Genomic DNA, 16,598 nt, shown 5'->3' with positions numbered 1-16,598 from the left:
ATTACTAACAGCTGACATATTGTAAGTAATTTCATAATCTGCCATAAATCAGCATTTCTTAAACCCATATCAATCAGCATTTTATAATTATTAAGCTTCGTTAGTGTTAAAGCCATATTGACAGTATTCACAAAACGCTTGTTAGTTAATATGAAAATATGCTAAGTACAGGTCAAAATGTTATTTAAACATAGAATATTTACTATTATATTTATACTTATCTATTCAAGCTATGTTAAACAACCAGATTTATGAAGAACAACTACCAACCTTTTCAAATAGTAATTGCTTTACTATTACTATCAACACCGGCATTTGCTAATTCTGATGAAGCAATCGAAGGCATTATTGTGATGTTACCTGCTGTTCTCGTTGGAGGTGGGATTTTGTTTGTTGCCTATCTGTTAACGAGAATTGGTTTAGCCGGCTTAGGAAAGATAGTTGGCTTTATCGGAGCGATAATAGGTGGTCTTGCACTTGTTGGTATAGTATGCTGGATAGCTTATATAATACTATCTTTTGTTGCAGCTTTATTAAGTGCTGCATTCACATTAGCATTTTATGTAGGCATCTTCTTATTAGGTTGCTTCATTGTTTACTCAATTTTCAACTGGCTGTTTTCATCTAAAACCAGATAAACTATGGCAACGCTCTTCAAAGAAGTAAACTATAACTTGGCCACACTTATCCAGCAAATTGATTTAGGAGTGATAGGCCTGCCTGATATTCAGCGCCCGTTTGTCTGGCCTGACACAAAGGTTAGGGACCTATTTGATAGTATGTTTAAAGGCTATCCTGTTGGCTATTTCCTGTTCTGGGCAAATGCTAACGTGGAAGGTACTAAAGGCATTGGTACAGCACAGAAACAAAAGCATCCGAACTTACTTATTGTAGATGGTCAGCAGCGCCTTACATCACTCTATGCGGTTGTAAAGGGCCAGGAAGTTATCCGCGAAAATTACAGCACTGCAAACATTGTAATTGCTTTTAACCCACTTGAAGGTAAGTTTGAAGTTCCTGATGCTGCAATCAGAAAGAATCCCAGGTACTACCAGAACATTTCAGAAATATGGAAGCCGGATGCCGATATTTTTGAGATCACAGAAAGTTTTACAGAAAAACTGGAGCAGACAAGAGAACTTACCAGAGAAGATGTAAAACGTATCCGTCAGGCATTTAATGCTCTTAAGAACCTTGAAAACTATCCTTTCTCCGCATTAGAACTCTCCAGCAATATTGATGAAGAACAGGTAGCTGATGTTTTCGTGCGCATTAACTCACAAGGCAAAACCCTTAACCAGGCAGACTTTATCCTAACCTTGATGAGCGTGTTCTGGGAAGAAGGCCGTAAAGATTTGGAAGAGTTCTGCAGGCTTTGCCGTATTCCTACCAAAAGTGCCGCATCTCCTTTTAATTACCTGATCGATCCTAACCCAGACCAGATGCTACGTGTATCCGTTGGTTTGGCCTTTAGAAGAGCACGTTTGCAGTACGTTTACAGCATTTTACGTGGTAAAGACCTAGATACGGGCGAGTTCAGCACTGAACGAAGAGATACACAATTCAGAAGACTGCAAGAAGCACAAGCCAAAGCTTTAGATATACAAAACTGGCATGAGTTCATAAAAGCCATAAAAATTGCAGGCTTCGCTCGTCAGGATTACATCAGTTCTAAAAACAACCTGCTCTATGCATATATCTACTTCCTAATAGGGCGTGAAGACTATGGCATGGACTTGTATGAGCTAAAAAAACTCATCGCGAAGTGGTTCTTTATGTCATCTATTACAGGTCGTTATACCGGCTCTCCTGAAACTGTAATGGAAATGGACCTTGCCCGCCTGAGAACTGTTACAGACGCTGCTGGCTTTCAGGCTGTATTGGAAGAGATCATAGATTCACAACTGACGAATGATTTCTGGGAGATGACTTTACCGCTTGCCATGGCAACATCATCATCTACCAGCCCTTCCCTATATGCTTACTATGCTTCTAAATATGTGCTGGATGCTTATGGTTTATTCTCCAAGTTAAAAGTATCTGACCTACTACAAGAAGGCTTAAGAAGCAAGAAGTCGGCTTTAGAACGCCATCATCTTTTCCCGAAAGCTTGGTTACACCGTAACGGAATTACAGAACAACGAGAAGTAAACCAGATTGCTAACTTTGCCTTAGTTGAATGGAGTGATAATATTGCTATTTCTGACAAGCATCCTTCCGAATACCTCCCTTACTACTTAGAGCGGTTAGATGAGCAGGAACGGTTAGATATGTACCACTGGCACGCATTACCAGACAATTGGGAAATTATGACTTATGCTGATTTCTTAGTTGAAAGAAGAAAGATGATCGCAGCTGTCATCAAACGTGCTTATGAAAAGATAAGCCGTTAAGCTCTAAGTATAAATCATGAAGACCTTTATCTCCGACATAATACCAAAAATCCAGCGCTACTCTCAGAAGTTAGACAACTTAACACTACTTACTAATCAACATTGGGTTATTATAGACGATAGTACAAATAGTAAGCACGTATATATTTTCCGTACAAATAACGAGTTACTTATATCCCAAAATGGACGCATCGAGAAAGCTAAGTGGGAATATTTAAGCCAAGATAGTTTGCTAATAGATAGAAAAGAAGAAAGTTACCTTTTTAGGCACGGTTTCTTTGACGAGAATATCCTTGCATTAAAAGTTGATGGCAGACCAGAGTACGCCTTTATGGTGAATGAGTCAAGGTATGATGGTGAACTAAACACTGCAGACAAAGTAATTGACTTTTTGCGTAATCGCTATTTTCTGAATTTATCACAACCAGCAGTACATAATGCATTAGAAGCCATTGTAGGAGGTGGCGTACAAACTTGGTCAAAGCACATCATTAACACTTTTAGTACTAAAGATGGTAAGATAGAAATACTTAAAGCGAGTTCTAGTAATATAGAAGCCCCTGGTAATCCAGTGCTATTAAATGGACATACTGCACCCGATGGAAAATATAAACTAGAGTTTATGTTCTACATCTATGTAAAAGATGGAGTATTGGTTAAGAGCACTATATTTGGATAATAAGTTAATTTATATTCTACTAAACTATAAAGGTCGAAATTACTTCGAGCTTTATAGTTTAGTAGAATATTTAATGCTTCATAAATCAATGATACCAATTAAGGATTAGAAGCTAATTAACATGTTTGTCATTCCTCTTAGGTTTAGTTTCTTTATTGGTCATAGACTTATAAATGATCCACGTAAGCACTGCTGCAACCACTAAGAATATGATCACATTCCAGCGATTGTTGCTCTTGGCATTTACTACATAAGCCATACCGATGCTGTATGCGGCCAGTTCCGAAAGTTGCCCTACTTCAAAATGCTTTTCCATACCTATTTCCTGCTGATCTTAAGTTTATTGTCTTGTAGTGGTGTCAGTGCGAACTCATACACGCACCAGTAAGACGCTTTTTCATTCTCTGCAATCTGGGTATAAGCTGTTAGGTTGTAGCCCGCTCCCATCAGATAGTCCCGACTAAACATTACGCTTTTCGCTTCACCTAGTAGTCGTTTTAAGATAGTGCGGTTCGTGTCTAGTGCACGATCTAGCGGACGTTTGGCATCCCGCTTTTGCTGGGCCAGCAAGTTGTTGTAGCGCACTTGATTTGCGCGGCTGGCAAAGCGTTGGTTACGGCGCAAAGGAATAAACTCCTCCCCTGTCAATAAATCCTGTCTTGTTTCCATAAATTAAGGTTAAAAGGTTCAAAATGTGATTACTATGCAAAGTTACACTTTCGCCTACGCCGGATCAGTTAGCCGATTAGCTACTTGCGTGCCAATTCGATTTGCATGGATTTGATTTGGTTTGAATAGATACAGAGTACCTGTAGAAGAAAGGCAAATCAATCTAAACAGAAGCGTTTTTAATTTACATCTATTCAGGTTAACCTGTCTTACAATTACATTAAAAGTAAATTTGTCTACATTACCGTGCATTTTAATGGAAAAATCATTTCCTAGCTGCACTTTACAATAGCTTAGAGCGATTGAATAATAAGTTAGTTTAGCACTACACTTGCTGCACTTACTACACTTCACGGCTAATTCCGGGTGCAGCAAATGCAGCTAGTGCAGCCACAAACAAACATTAATTTAAGAAGGACTGTGTTTCCAGGAACACCACCCAGCCACAACTGCGCCGAGTGATAGGCATTCCTGCGCCTTCCAGTCTTTTGCGGAAGTTGGTGCAGTTCAACGGCGTGTTTCCGTAGTCGTAGCAGAAGGCACGGTAGCTTTGGTAGAGCTCTTTTAAGGCACTGAACTTTCCCAGGCTTTTAATGTAATTGTTTTCCTCTAAAAACATCAGCACGCTATCCGTCTCCTTTTTATACTGCTCCACCTTGGCTTTAGAGGCCTCGCAGTCGCTGAAGCGTCCCTGTGCCATCAGCCGTTTAAGGCCCTGCAGTATCCAGTTGAACACACCCGACAGTTCACTTGCAATAACCTTGCTGGCCAGTTGCTTATCCTGCTCTTGTTCGGGGATGGTGCGGTCAAACTCCACGATCAACAGTCTCCTGAAAAAGGCGTCGGTGTGTTCTATGTCCCTGGGCAACTCGTTGCAGTTGAAGAGTAACTTGGCATAGCTGGTTAGCATCGAGGGATCCCTATAGGGCAGCCGCACTTCGATCGGTTCCCCGGACGTCAGCTGCTTGAAGAAGTTGGGGTCCAGTTTTGTAGAGAGTTCGCTGGCGTAGTTGAGCAGCTTGTCGCCGAGCATATACCTGCTGTAACCACTTTTGTCCGTCAGGCTCTGCATGGAGTAGCTGCACACGTTACTGGGTCCCAGCAGCGCATTGATGATGTCGAACAAGACGGACTTTCCGTTGCCGCCAGATCCAAAAAGCAGCAGCGCTTTCTCTAGCTTGAGTACACTCGGGTCCACAAACACATAGCCCAGGTACTCGGAGACGACCGCCTGCTTTTCCACATCCGGTAACACCTGTTCCAGATAGGCATTAAAAAGCAATGCTTGTGCTGCCTCCTCGAAGCTAAAGGGAAGCTGATAGGTGAGAAAGTCTCCACGTTTAAACTCCCGCAATTGCATACCCGCTGGGCTGATCTCAAAGGTGCCGTTCTGCAGGTTGATGAGCACAGTTCCCTTGCGTTTTACTGCCTTTTGGAGCCTTGCGGAGGCCAGGAACTGCCTGTAGAGCTGTTCTTTAAACAGGTGATAGCGGGCATCGAAGCGATCAATGCCCATCTTTTCCGCCGCTCTACCAAGAAAGTCTTTTAGAACAGCCTCCTCTACCTGCTGCCAAAAGCAGCCATTGAACAGGTAGATACAGCCGTTGTTACGGCACATACCCCAATGCATCTTTTCTGCTGTCCGGAGGATGTTCTCTACGGCAATGACGTAATAGTGCTTTTGCTTTAGGTTTTGTCCTTCCTTGAGCTCTGCAAACTCCTTAAAATCCGTTGCAGTGATGTTTGTAAGCAACTGGTCTAGCAATTTATCGTGCGCTATAGAGTTAGTTGGTAAATCAGTTATGTTATTCATAAATTAGTTGATCATTAAGGTTGTGAAAAAATTTATGGCACAGCAATCCCCTCGGCAGGCATTAGAGTGCCTGTCGTAAAGCTGCTACCATACTTGATTTGAAATTAATTTACCGGTGTGGTGGGGGTATTGAGCTTAGATTTAAAGTGCTCGATGTAAAAGCCAAGCATCTCTACGTCGAGCTTTTTGCTCTTAATGAAGTCCTGGATAATGCTCTGATCCAACTTCGCTGCCATAGCCTGGGCAACCAGCTGTAGTTTGAGTGCATTGATATGGTCCAGAAGCCGGTCCACCTCCCGCTGTGACTCGCAGTAAAAGCTGAGGTCCGCGTCTAGCTCCTGGGCAAGCTGGTTGGCATAGGTCTTATTATAGTTCTGTTTGGACTTGTAAGTTTCCAGGCGCTTGTCACGGTTGGCATTTACTTCCAAAAATAAGCTCTGTGCGGTTAGGTATTTTGGGCTTGGCAGCCGGGTGCTATAGTTCTGCATAACTCCTTATCCGTTTACGTTATCAGCCACTATTCCTTTGCCATCGCCGCTTGAAGGCATTGCCTTACGATCAGATTCCAGGTACTCCATCAGATCGGCACGCCTGAAGTACGTCTTGCGACCCTTCTTAATTCCCTTCAGTTTGTTTTTAGAGAAAAGCGTGTTTACTGTCCCATGCTTTAGCTTTAGAAAGGCTGCCGCACCTTGTGCATCCATCAGTTCCTCATGCAACCCTATGGCCTTCAAGACACCTGTTTCAGACAGGACCCGGCGGACCTCATCCCGTATAAGCTGCCGTAACTCGTTGTTCAGCAGCTGTAGTATGATAATGCCGCTCATCGTCCTGCACCCCCTTTCATAAAAGTAGCCACAGGCATTAGCGAGGCTTCCCAATAGGTAGAGAGCAAATGAGGATTATGATGCCTGTTCCAGGGTATGCGCACCGCCGGCCGCTCCAGGAGCCCGGATAGGTCACCGGTCCACCTAACACCTGGAAATTTAAGCAAAAGAGGTGCTAACTTTGATCGAAGATAAAGAAAAGAGTCCTTGCAGTTTTGCCGCATCCGGAAAGTGCAGGAAGGCCAGGCAGCCTTACTGGGCTGCCTGCTGGTTGGGGAGAAGACCAGGTCCTTGCAAGCAATAAGAATAAGAAGAGTACCTACCATGAGCGACCTCCTTTCTTTATTCTCTGTGCAGCCTCCTGGTTGATCTCTTCGATCGTACGTATGGTGTTCTGGCGCACGTAACGGTCGCACTCGGCACGCTGGATGTAGGCCACCTTGCCGTTTGGTTTTGAGTGTTCCAGCTTGCGGGAGGACATCAGTTTGTAAACGGCGTCTTCCGAGAGGTTAAGGTATCCGGCCGTCTCCGGAACGCTGAAGAAGGTTTTGGTGTACATCATCTGTGTCACCAGTAGGCTCTTAATTGCTAAGAGCTCTTGGGTAATTGCATTCATGTTTTGTTTTTTAATATGTTATAAAATGATTTATAACACATAGGTAAGGAGCTTTTTTCGCGCTCTAAAGTCCCCCAAAGCAAGTTGACTCAACACCCTATACTTTGACTCATTACCCCCTACTTTGACTCACATGTTGACTCAGAAGTTAGCTCAGTATTGATAGGGCAGTTGTGTTTCTTGTTTTCATAGTATGCCTGCTTAAAACAAAAAAGACCGCTCAGGGCGGCCTTTTAAGCTATTTACTTTTAATTTGTTTTTCAGGATTAATGGCAACTATTAATCGCTCAACTAAATCCTTGTACCACTCACTTTGCTCCAATTCCTCAAAGGGTATGCGGTTGGCAGCATTTGAAATCTGCTTTGCAGTGAAGGTGGCTCCATTGACATCTTTAAATGTACCTATCATTCTAGGGGTAAGCCAGTGACTAAACCGCCTCAACTCACCCTGAGAGAAGTCTTCTATGGAAGGCCTTTTATGAGCATCACTTAGTATATTACTAGCCAGCCACCTCATGATAATAACCAGTTTACCAATATCACCTGTAATTTGAATAGGCTCCTGTGGACCATCTTTACTAAACAAAGCAGTAATATCTGCCACCTTTACCGCAATGGGTTCGATTATATCCTCATCTAGTAAAATCTGGTATATTAATTTAATGGATTCTAGCTCAGGGGTTATAAACCAAGGGAATCCATGCGGCTTGATCATTAAAACTTGGCGGTTAGACTTTTTGCCTATACCTTCTACCTGCGAATCCGCATCACTTTTTTCATTGTCGTCCTCGTTATTGTCATTCTTGATAGTCAAACTGCTATACCCTGATTTACTACACGCTTGTAGCTCTCGTTTAACTTCCATCAAGTAGATAGCCGTAATCAGCAGGCGCACGCGCTCATTTGATTCGTCAAGGCTAGTAAGCCATTCTAACGCATTTTCAGGTTTAGTTCCAGTTAGATTAGCCAAGGCAAAACGTTCTGCCATATATGCAGGCCTGTAATCCCCATTAAGATTCATAAAGGGGTTTAGCAACTGTTTATTAGCAATTATACCTACATGCTCTTGCAGCACTTTTCCTAACGCTTGTTGAAAGCTGGACTCATCGTAAGAAACCATTTGAAGCTGTTCCTCTATTAGCTCCATAGCAGCGGCAGCACTTCTGCCCGCTTCATCATAGGCCAATGTTACAACCCGTAACAGCGCATTCTTTATTTGTTGACTCCCCTCCTGCCAATGGTTGCGATAATAAGATAGGGCTTCCCAGTCTACATCGTTGTATGTTTCTTCCACGTACTAATATTAATTAAAAAACTATCACTGGAAGGTTATCTACTGCTTTTTCTTTTAGGGACTCTACCAGCCGGACATACTTCTGCGTTTCAACCAAACTAGAGTGTCCCAATAATCCGGATACGGAGCGCACATCCGCTCCCGTAATTAGCAGGTTGGTACCAAACGAGTGGCGTGCGCAATGCCAGGTGACTTTCTTATGGATCTCGGCTTTGTCTGCCCAGTTTTGTAAATGCTTACCACATGTGTTGCTTGACGGAAGGTTAAAGATTTTCTGGTTAACCGGACTAGTTTCTTTCACAGTATCTTTACTAGCTTTTTTACCAGTTGCCTTCGCTGCTAGTTTGGGCCGCTCGCCCAGCAGCTTCATGGCTGTAGTGTTCAGGTTCACCACCACATCTTTGCTTGTCTTCTGCTGCTTTACTCGCATCACATTGCCCGAGATAGACTTCCATTCCAGCTCGTTCACATCGCAAAACCTAAGGCCTGTGACGCAGCTAAACAAAAAGGCTCGCTTTACTTCTGGAAGGTAACAATCTACGCTCGCCATTTTCTGTATTTCCTGTGTGGTAAGCACCGCTTTCTCGATTCCTTCTACATACCGATTTTCCACGTCTTCAGCTGGGTTCTGCCCGATAATGCCGTCTTTCATGGCTTGCTTTAAGACTTTTCGAAATTTTTTAAAGTAGTTGTAGGGAGTAGAGCCTGAGCACGTTTGGTCCAGGTGCATGCGAAAACGCTGACACAAGCCTACGGTCACATCCGAGAAAGGCAACATCTCCGGTTCGCCAACAAACTTCTTGAACTTGGCGGCCATCGCTTTGATTACGCGGGCATCTTTTTTCGGATAGGCGTCTGTGTACTCGTCTAGGTACAAGAGGAAGTTGGCTTTGCGTTGCACTGAGGCTTTGACAATCTGCGTGTTCTTTGAAAGCTGCAGTTCACGTTCGGAGCGGATGCGTTCGGCCAGCAGCTGGCTGTCTTTGTTGGCAGTGCGCTCTTGGGATGTTTTAGGATTGGCTATGAGATGAAGTCCTAAAAAGTCGTATTTTCGCTTGCCGTTATACTTGTAGTCAAGGTAAAACGATTCGCCTCCGGAAGATAAGAGGCGGGCACGCAGTTTTACCAGTTTGCCTTTGACTACCACACGGGTAGCAGATACCTTTTCCAGGGCAGATTTAGTAGAGGGCTTAGCCATAAAGCTGAGGATGTTATAGAGGAATATTTTACGTTCTAATTGCAATGCCTCAAACGTACCAAAAGCAAGCTAAAGTAACAAAAAAGTAACAAAATATATTTTAACATTTACTTATATGAACTACTATCACCTAACATAATATGCATTTAAAGGCTGAAAATTAGGTTTTCAAAGTTAATAGTAGGCAATATTAGTATATACAGTTGCCGTACGGACTACTGAAAGGGGAAAGTGATTATTTTGATCGCTTTTCCCTTTTTCTTTTTGCTCCAAAGTCTGCTAGAGTGCGGAAAACACATTCACCCGTAGGTTCGATAAAACTATGCTCACTATTTAAATTCTGCTTATCTCCAATAGCTCTGCTATTAGCTCCTAACTGAATTTAACGCAGAATTACTTTTCTATAGTGTGAAACCCATAACGTTTCTCGAGTGCATCTGTTACCTTATAAGTTTAGTTAGTGGGCGTTTTATCACTTTTACTACCCTGATTTCTTTTACTGGCTTGTAGCAAATCTTTCCATGATCTAAGTCTACTTTAATAGGTATTTTGAATACACCTTGTGCTGAAAAAAGTCAAGTACCCCCATACAAGATTTGCTCAGCCCTAAACTAAATGTAAGACAAACTATACAACTTCTGCTTCTTCCTTAGCTATGAGCGTGTGGGTAGTTACACTAAATGCCATACCCAGCATAGTTTCCAGCGAAAAGCCGCCGCCCATGCCGGGCGTCGCGTCCAGCAGCAGCTGGGAGTGATCATAGTATTGGTTTTGTTCTTCCGACAGGTAGAATTCACAGCCTTCCACCTCGCCGATCAGCTCGTCGCGGGTGCCCGGTTTATACTCGCCTTTCTCATAGCACATAGGCTGCGAGCCTTCGCAGCAGCCGCCACTCATGTAGAACATCAGTTCGCCATAGCGCTCCTTCAGTTGGCTAATCACTTCTTTTGCTTTTTCTGTTGCTAGTATCTTTTCAATTCTTCTACTTATTAAAAAATCACCTGAGGAAGCCCCAGGTGATTTCAGGTTAATGATAAAATTTAGATTAAAAGAAACCCTGCTTTTTCTTGTCGTAGGAAATAAGCATGTTCTTGGTCTGGCGGTAATGATCCAGCATCATCTTGTGGTTCTCCCGACCGTAACCAGACTGTTTGTAGCCCCCAAACGGAGCGTGGGCCGGATAAGTGTGATACTGGTTCACCCAGACACGGCCGGCCTGTATGGCTCTCGGCACCTGGTACATCTCGTGCGCATCACGGGTCCAGACGCCGGCGCCCAGCCCGTAAATGGTGTCGTTCGCGATCTCAATGGCCTCCTCGGTCGTTTTAAAAGTGGTCAGAGACACAACCGGTCCAAAGATCTCTTCCTGGAACACGCGCATTTTGTTGTGTCCTTTCAGGATAGTAGGCTGGATATAATATCCATCGGCTAGTTCGCCATCTAACTTCTGCGGTTCACCACCTACCAGTACTTCGGCTCCTTCTTCTTTACCAATCTTAATATAGTTCAGGATCTTGTCGTACTGTGGCTTCGATACCTGCGCCCCGATCATCGTTTCACCATCCAGCGGGTTACCGGCTTTAATGTCTTTCACGCGTTCAATCACACGGGCCGTAAAGGCGTCGGCTATACTTTCGTGCACTAGTAGTCGGGTTGGTGCGGAACAAATCTCACCTTGGTTCAGGGCAAAGAACGCTGCGCCTTCCAGGGCTTTGTCGAAGAACTCATCGTCGGCATCCATCACAGACGGGAAGAATATGTTGGGAGATTTACCGCCTAGTTCCATCGTAGACGGAATGATGTTTTCGGAAGCGTATTGCATAATCAGTTTACCTGTTGCCGTGGAGCCGGTAAACGCAAGCTTACTGATTCTTGGGGAAGTACCCAGCGCTTTTCCAACCTCAGTTCCGAAACCGTTCACCACGTTCAGCACGCCTTCTGGTAAAATATCGCCGATCAGCTCCATCAGGGCCAGGATACTTGTCGGGGTTTGCTCTGCCGGTTTTAAGACAATCGTGTTACCGGCAGCAAGGGCCGGGGCAATTTTCCAGGCAGCCATCAGCAGCGGGAAGTTCCAGGGAATAATCTGCCCTACTACCCCAATCGGCTCGTGCAATACGATACTCACCGTATTTTCATCATGCTCTGAAACGCCACCTTCTTCTGAACGGATCACGCCGGCAAAATAACGGAAGTGGTCTACTACAAGCGGAAGGTCTGCCGCGCGTGTCTCACGAATCGGCTTACCGTTGTCGATGGTATCTACTGTAGCCAGGTACTCCAGGTTATCTTCAATGGTCTGGGCTACCCGAAGCAGCGTGTTACTCCGCTCTTGTGCGGATGTCTTACTCCATACCGGAAAGGCCTTATGCGCCGCGTCCAGCGCCAGTTCAACGTCCTCTTTCGTGGACCGTGCCGCCTGCGCAAAAACTTTCCCGTTGATAGGCGAAATGTTATCGAAGTATTCGCCCTTAACCGGTGGGATAAATTGCCCACCAATAAAGTTATCTCGCGGTATTTCTTTGCCTTTCAATTGCGGAAATGCGTATAATTTCTTCGTCGCTTTTCCGTTTTCAATAATTGGTTCTAATACTGTGCTCATAATTTTATATCTTTAAAATGTGTCTGAATATATTTTAATGCAGCATGCTACTGTCTTTGCAACTGTTACAAATTTACAACAATACCAGGCGCAAGGGGTAGTACAGAACATCCATAAGGTAGGACAGAAGGGAAATAGTATGATAACTATAGTTTATAGTTAAGGAAGCTGATAAGGAGGGAAAGCTGTTGGATCCGGCTCTAAAGTTTTAAATCTGTTAACATCTTATATTTTATGAATCCGGAGAAAGACCTGTTTTTTATAAGCCCCCTACATACCGTACCGCAGTCTTTTTTCGAAAGCACTTATCGGGAAGATTATTTTGAAATTGCCTGGCTAAAGAATGAGGAGCCCATTCATTTCATAAAGGATAAGGCACATTATATAAAAGGAGACTGGATGTACCTTATTCCGGCGAACCGCTCTCCCCGCCCCAAAAATTCAGGTAAAAAAGGTATACTCATTGCCTTTCATAAATCAGTACTCGACTATGAGGTAAAAGAATTTACACTGGATGTGATCAGGCTATTTCTTGGCAAAGGCGTAGGTAGTTTCTCCACTATACTGCTGGAAGAGGACATGGTGATTACACTGGGGAGCCTCCTGCGGGTGTTACACAACGAATACGAGCAACAACCAAAGAATTTACTGGTACTCAAGACGCTACTAAAGGCATTTCTGTTGAAGCTGATGCAATATAAAACACAGACATTTACAAGCCAGGGCCTGAATGAGAAACGCGTCTATCATTTCCTTCTACTGCTGGAGAATCATTTCAGAGAAGAAAAGTCGGTGGCATTCTATGCTGATAAACTGAACATCACTCCCAAAAGACTCAACCAAATCCTGAAGCAGAAAACCGGAAAAACCATTACGCAGCTATTACAGGAGCGCACTATAGTAGAAGCTAAACAAGAGCTTATCTTAAGTGCACAAACTATAAAGGAAATTGGGTACAGCCTGGGTTTTGAAGACAGGTCTTACTTCAGTAGGTTCTTCAAAAAGATGATCGGACTAACTCCGGAGCAATTCCAGAAACAGGCAAAAGCGAGAATCTTTCCTGCTTAGCATTTGGCTATTACTGTCGAGTCACTTTTACTTTTTTCGCCGCAATTTTCAGGGACTCTTGGTGCTTTTCCCTTTTTATTTTTTTTGATGCTGCTTCTTTTGTTAGTTTCTCGATTAGGCACTCGTTTTTAACTTAAGTTATCTGAAACGAATTTCCGGACCTTACTCAACTATAGTATCCAAAGCAATCTATTTGTTGGAAGCAGAGACATCATGCTGCTTACTATAACATCTCTTCCTACTTACCGGGAGGTAACGCATCGAAAACCAGTGTGTTCCAATCCTGTATCGGGCGAAGATTTCATGCGGGCGGATGTCCGGTACCCTTTGCAGTAGGAGTCGCTACATAGAAAGGAACCGCCCCGCATCACCTTTTTTGGAACAGAAGCCTCTGTTGGGTCATTGCTGCTGGCTGGCCCCTTTGGATTATATGTTACTCCTTCTCCCAGGCTGCTGTAATAGTCTGTATCATACCAGTCAGCACACCATTCCCATACATTGCCTGCCATATCGTACAAGCCATAAGCGTTCGGGGCATAGGAGCAGACCGAGGCTACGCCGGTATGCTTATCCCAACTACTGTTGTAGTTGGGAAACTGTCCCTGCCAGGTATTAGCTTTTGGCTTACCTTTCTCTATTGGCTCCGTTCCCCAAGGGTATGGCTGATTTTCAGCTCCTCCCCGTGCGGCAAACTCCCATTCAGCCTCAGTGGGCAGCCGCTTACCGGCCCAGGTGGCATAAGCCGCTGCATCGTCCCACGATACATGCACTACCGGGTATTGCTCTTTGTCCTCAAGATTGCTGCCGGGCCCTTGGGGGTGCCGCCAACTGGCCCCTTTTGTCCAGGACCACCATTGTCTTGCATCCTGAAGTGATTCGGTATATACCGTTGGTGTAAATACAAGCGAAGCTGCTACAAGTAAGCTATCGGCAGGCTTTGGTGTGCCGGGTGGCAACTGCTTCCTTAGTTCTTCCCAATCCGGCACACGTTCGGCCGTGGTTATATAGCCGGTAGCTTCCACAAAGCTGGCAAACTGGGCATTGGTAACCTCAGTAGCATCCATCCAAAAGCCATTAACTTTCACCAGATGCAAGGGGTATTCGTCCCGCCTACCTTCATTATCAGCTGCGCCCATATAAAATGTACGTCCTTCGATCCACACCATTCCTTGGTGCGATAATTCACCACTTCTCACTAATTCGGGCTCACCTGTACCTGTAAACCTAGAAGGCAAACTTTCATGGCATGAAGTAGGTGGCCCTTCCCCTAAAACAGTTTTCTCTTCCGGCGCGCTTCCCTGCTTGCAAGAAATAGCCAGGCAGAGCAAACTGTAAAAAATAAGTGAAGTTTGTGTCGCAGATTTCACCATTCAAGATGTTTAATTTTAATCTAATTATTTAACATAGAGCCGTGGCGGAAGCAGATTATACAATTTTATGCAAACAGGAAGTAATGTCTTTGTTGCCTTTCGTCGGCACTGCACTTCTATCTTTGGTCAGTACTATAGAGGACGAGATAACAACACTGAACCTTACTCTCCACCGCGTTGAAGTTCCAGAGAAGCTTTTTCTATGAGGGCCTTGTTCGTGGAATCCAGCTTCGCTTTAAAAAAGTTTTCTGGTCCCAGCACAGTATAGGCTCTGCCACCGTGATAGGGTATATAACCTACTTTCTGTGAATATTCATTCCAGCCACCCAACAACTCCTGGAGCTTTTCCGGTTTTTGCCTGGCAAGGTCTTGCTTCTCCCTGGGGTCCTCTTTCACATTAAACAATTGCCAGTCTCGTCCTTTCCCAAAGGGTGGCATCAGGAACCGAATCTTCCAGTCTCCTTTGTAGTAGGCTTTATTTTCCAGGCTTTCTATTCCGTAGCCGGCGTTCTCATCCCGAACAGTATTCCCTTTATCACTCAACAATCTGTTAAATGAAGTACCAGTCATAGCGGCTAACTTGTTTTTCTTGTATGTATCAGGCCGCTTGGCGCCGGCAATCTCGAGTAGCGTAGGCATAATATCAGTCCCCAGAATTTTATTGGTAGCTTCTACCCCTTTTATAGTTACACCCTGCCCGGAGATGATGAGCGGCACCCGGACGCCTCCCTCTCCTGTGGTGGTTTTGAAATAAGAATAGGGAGTAGCGGTTACTTCAGCCCACGCCCCCTGCAACGATACAAAGGAGTTAGGTTTACCCATATTATCCAGGCTATTGTCGAACGGCTTCATGTCTGTTTTATAGAACGACGGGTCTTTGGGGTTGGCACCGTTGTCACCGATTAGGATGATCATGGTATTTTCCAGTTTGCCTTCCTTTTGAAGGGCCTCCAGCACGCGGCCTATATCTAGGTCCATAATTTCAAGCATAGCAGCGTAGAGTTCCATTCGGCGGGCCTCTACCCTTTTCTCCTGCGCTGATAGCTCATTCCACTTTTTATATTCACCTGAACCTGGATTTATCGGAAGGTCTTTCGGTATGAGGCCAAGCTTTTTCATGTTGTCCATCCGTACCTGCCGGATATGGTCGTAGCCCTTGTCATATGCGCCCTTGTATTTGTCCATCCATTCGTCTGGTACATGCAGCGGGTCGTGGGGTGCCGTAAAAGCCAGGTAACCGAAGAAAGGTCGATCATCCTTTTGCTCGGTGATGTACTGGATCATCTTGTCGGCGTAGTAGTTGGAGGAATAAAAATCATCCGGGAGCTTTTTCACCTGCACGCTATCATCATAGTATACAGTGTGAATTACTTCTTCAGGCCCTAAGGCAAAGCTATTACTAAAATGACTTGCCCCTCCTCCCAGGAAGGAGAAGCTGCGTTCGAAACCTTCTTCGAAAGGGCGCCTGCCTTCTTCGTGCCCCAAATGCCATTTGCCACTCATGTAGGTATGATAGCCGTTTTCCCGTAATACTTCCGGAAGCGTCATGACACGGTCGTTCAGATACCCTTCATAGCCGGGCTGCATGTACTGGTTGGCTGCCTGAAAAGGAGGCATGGCACCAATTCCGCTGATGTGGTTATCCATACCCGACATGAACATAGCCCGGGAAGGAGCGCAGAGCGGTGTGGTATAGCACTGCTGCACAATCAACCCATTGTCGGCCAGCCGCTGGATGTTGGGAGTGCGGATCTCCCCGCCGAAGGGTGACAAGTCCGAGTATCCCAGGTCATCCACCACGATCAGCAGTACGTTTGGTTTTGACTGTTTGGCAGAGGTATCCGTGTTTGTCTTAGCCTCCTTTTTCTCCTGCGTCTTACGGTTTTCGCACGAAGAAATGGTGAAGAGAAATCCTATACTATACAGGCAGAGCAGAAAGGTTACTTTTTTCATACCCTTCGTTAATTTTACTTACAAGTAAATAGTCCGGCATCAGAACACGAAACAAAATGACCATCAGCTATAGTTGACGAGTACTTTGCTTTCCAGGAATAGCAAAAAGGATAATA

Annotated in this window: 16 protein-coding genes; 4 read left to right on the top strand and 12 right to left on the bottom strand. The window is 44.6% G+C overall.

Annotated features, from left to right (window positions below):
* The first annotated feature begins 251 nt into the window (after positions 1-251).
* From KYK27_RS15600 to KYK27_RS15590, 3 genes are read left to right on the top strand one after another with little or no spacing between them, the layout of a single operon-like run.
* Positions 252-638: a hypothetical protein gene (locus KYK27_RS15600; RefSeq protein WP_199111227.1), complete on the top strand. Its 387-nt coding sequence runs from the start codon at positions 252-254 to the stop codon at positions 636-638.
* Positions 639-641: 3 nt separating this feature from the next.
* Entirely contained in the window at positions 642-2,393 is a 1,752-nt protein-coding gene (locus KYK27_RS15595) for a DUF262 domain-containing protein (protein ID WP_199111225.1), read from the top strand.
* Positions 2,394-2,409: 16 nt separating this feature from the next.
* Positions 2,410-3,072 carry a hypothetical protein gene (locus KYK27_RS15590; RefSeq protein ID WP_199111223.1) on the top strand — a complete coding sequence of 221 codons (663 nt, stop codon included), beginning with the start codon at positions 2,410-2,412 and terminating at the stop codon, positions 3,070-3,072.
* A gap of 112 nt (positions 3,073-3,184) precedes the next feature.
* Here the strand turns inward: KYK27_RS15590 and KYK27_RS15585 are convergent, their stop codons facing one another.
* The 10 genes from KYK27_RS15585 to KYK27_RS15540 form a co-directional block, all read right to left on the bottom strand.
* Entirely contained in the window at positions 3,185-3,388 is a 204-nt protein-coding gene (locus KYK27_RS15585; protein ID WP_199111222.1) for a FeoB-associated Cys-rich membrane protein, read from the bottom strand.
* Positions 3,389-3,390: 2 nt separating this feature from the next.
* Positions 3,391-3,741: a hypothetical protein gene (locus KYK27_RS15580; protein WP_199111220.1), complete on the bottom strand. Its 351-nt coding sequence runs from the start codon at positions 3,739-3,741 to the stop codon at positions 3,391-3,393.
* Between the two features lie 403 nt (positions 3,742-4,144).
* Positions 4,145-5,554, bottom strand: coding sequence for a phage/plasmid primase, P4 family (locus KYK27_RS15575; protein ID WP_199111218.1), 1,410 nt, complete (start codon positions 5,552-5,554; stop codon positions 4,145-4,147).
* Between the two features lie 104 nt (positions 5,555-5,658).
* Positions 5,659-6,042, bottom strand: a complete 384-nt coding sequence (locus KYK27_RS15570) for a hypothetical protein (protein ID WP_199111216.1) — start codon at positions 6,040-6,042, stop codon at positions 5,659-5,661.
* Positions 6,043-6,048: 6 nt separating this feature from the next.
* The gene (locus KYK27_RS15565; protein ID WP_199111214.1) at positions 6,049-6,381 is read right to left on the bottom strand and encodes a helix-turn-helix domain-containing protein; all 333 of its coding nucleotides are present in this window, start codon (positions 6,379-6,381) and stop codon (positions 6,049-6,051) included.
* Positions 6,382-6,700: 319 nt separating this feature from the next.
* Positions 6,701-6,940, bottom strand: a complete 240-nt coding sequence (locus tag KYK27_RS15560) for a helix-turn-helix domain-containing protein (RefSeq protein WP_370583651.1) — start codon at positions 6,938-6,940, stop codon at positions 6,701-6,703.
* Between the two features lie 295 nt (positions 6,941-7,235).
* Positions 7,236-8,291: a hypothetical protein gene (locus tag KYK27_RS15555; RefSeq protein ID WP_199111210.1), complete on the bottom strand. Its 1,056-nt coding sequence runs from the start codon at positions 8,289-8,291 to the stop codon at positions 7,236-7,238.
* 13 nt (positions 8,292-8,304) lie between these two features.
* Complete coding sequence (locus KYK27_RS15550) at positions 8,305-9,489, bottom strand: site-specific integrase (protein ID WP_199111208.1); 1,185 nt, start codon at positions 9,487-9,489, stop codon at positions 8,305-8,307.
* Between the two features lie 627 nt (positions 9,490-10,116).
* A complete protein-coding gene (locus KYK27_RS15545; protein ID WP_317195945.1) occupies positions 10,117-10,431 on the bottom strand; it encodes a DUF779 domain-containing protein in 315 nt (104 codons plus the stop codon).
* A 103-nt stretch (positions 10,432-10,534) separates the two neighbouring features.
* The gene (locus KYK27_RS15540) at positions 10,535-12,091 is read right to left on the bottom strand and encodes an aldehyde dehydrogenase family protein (protein ID WP_199111206.1); all 1,557 of its coding nucleotides are present in this window, start codon (positions 12,089-12,091) and stop codon (positions 10,535-10,537) included.
* Positions 12,092-12,325: 234 nt separating this feature from the next.
* Between KYK27_RS15540 and KYK27_RS15535 the strand changes: the two genes are divergently transcribed.
* Positions 12,326-13,159, top strand: coding sequence for a helix-turn-helix domain-containing protein (locus KYK27_RS15535; protein ID WP_199111204.1), 834 nt, complete (start codon positions 12,326-12,328; stop codon positions 13,157-13,159).
* 242 nt (positions 13,160-13,401) lie between these two features.
* On the opposite strand, the gene KYK27_RS15530 is transcribed toward KYK27_RS15535, so the two are convergent.
* Positions 13,402-14,529, bottom strand: a complete 1,128-nt coding sequence (locus tag KYK27_RS15530; RefSeq protein ID WP_199111202.1) for a formylglycine-generating enzyme family protein — start codon at positions 14,527-14,529, stop codon at positions 13,402-13,404.
* Between the two features lie 162 nt (positions 14,530-14,691).
* Entirely contained in the window at positions 14,692-16,482 is a 1,791-nt protein-coding gene (locus KYK27_RS15525) for an arylsulfatase (RefSeq protein WP_199111201.1), read from the bottom strand.
* Positions 16,483-16,598: the final 116 nt, after the last annotated feature.

The organism is Pontibacter populi, from assembly GCF_019336435.1.
Lineage (GTDB): Bacteria > Bacteroidota > Bacteroidia > Cytophagales > Hymenobacteraceae > Pontibacter > Pontibacter humidus.
This window is presented reverse-complemented; position numbering and strand designations above follow the sequence as displayed.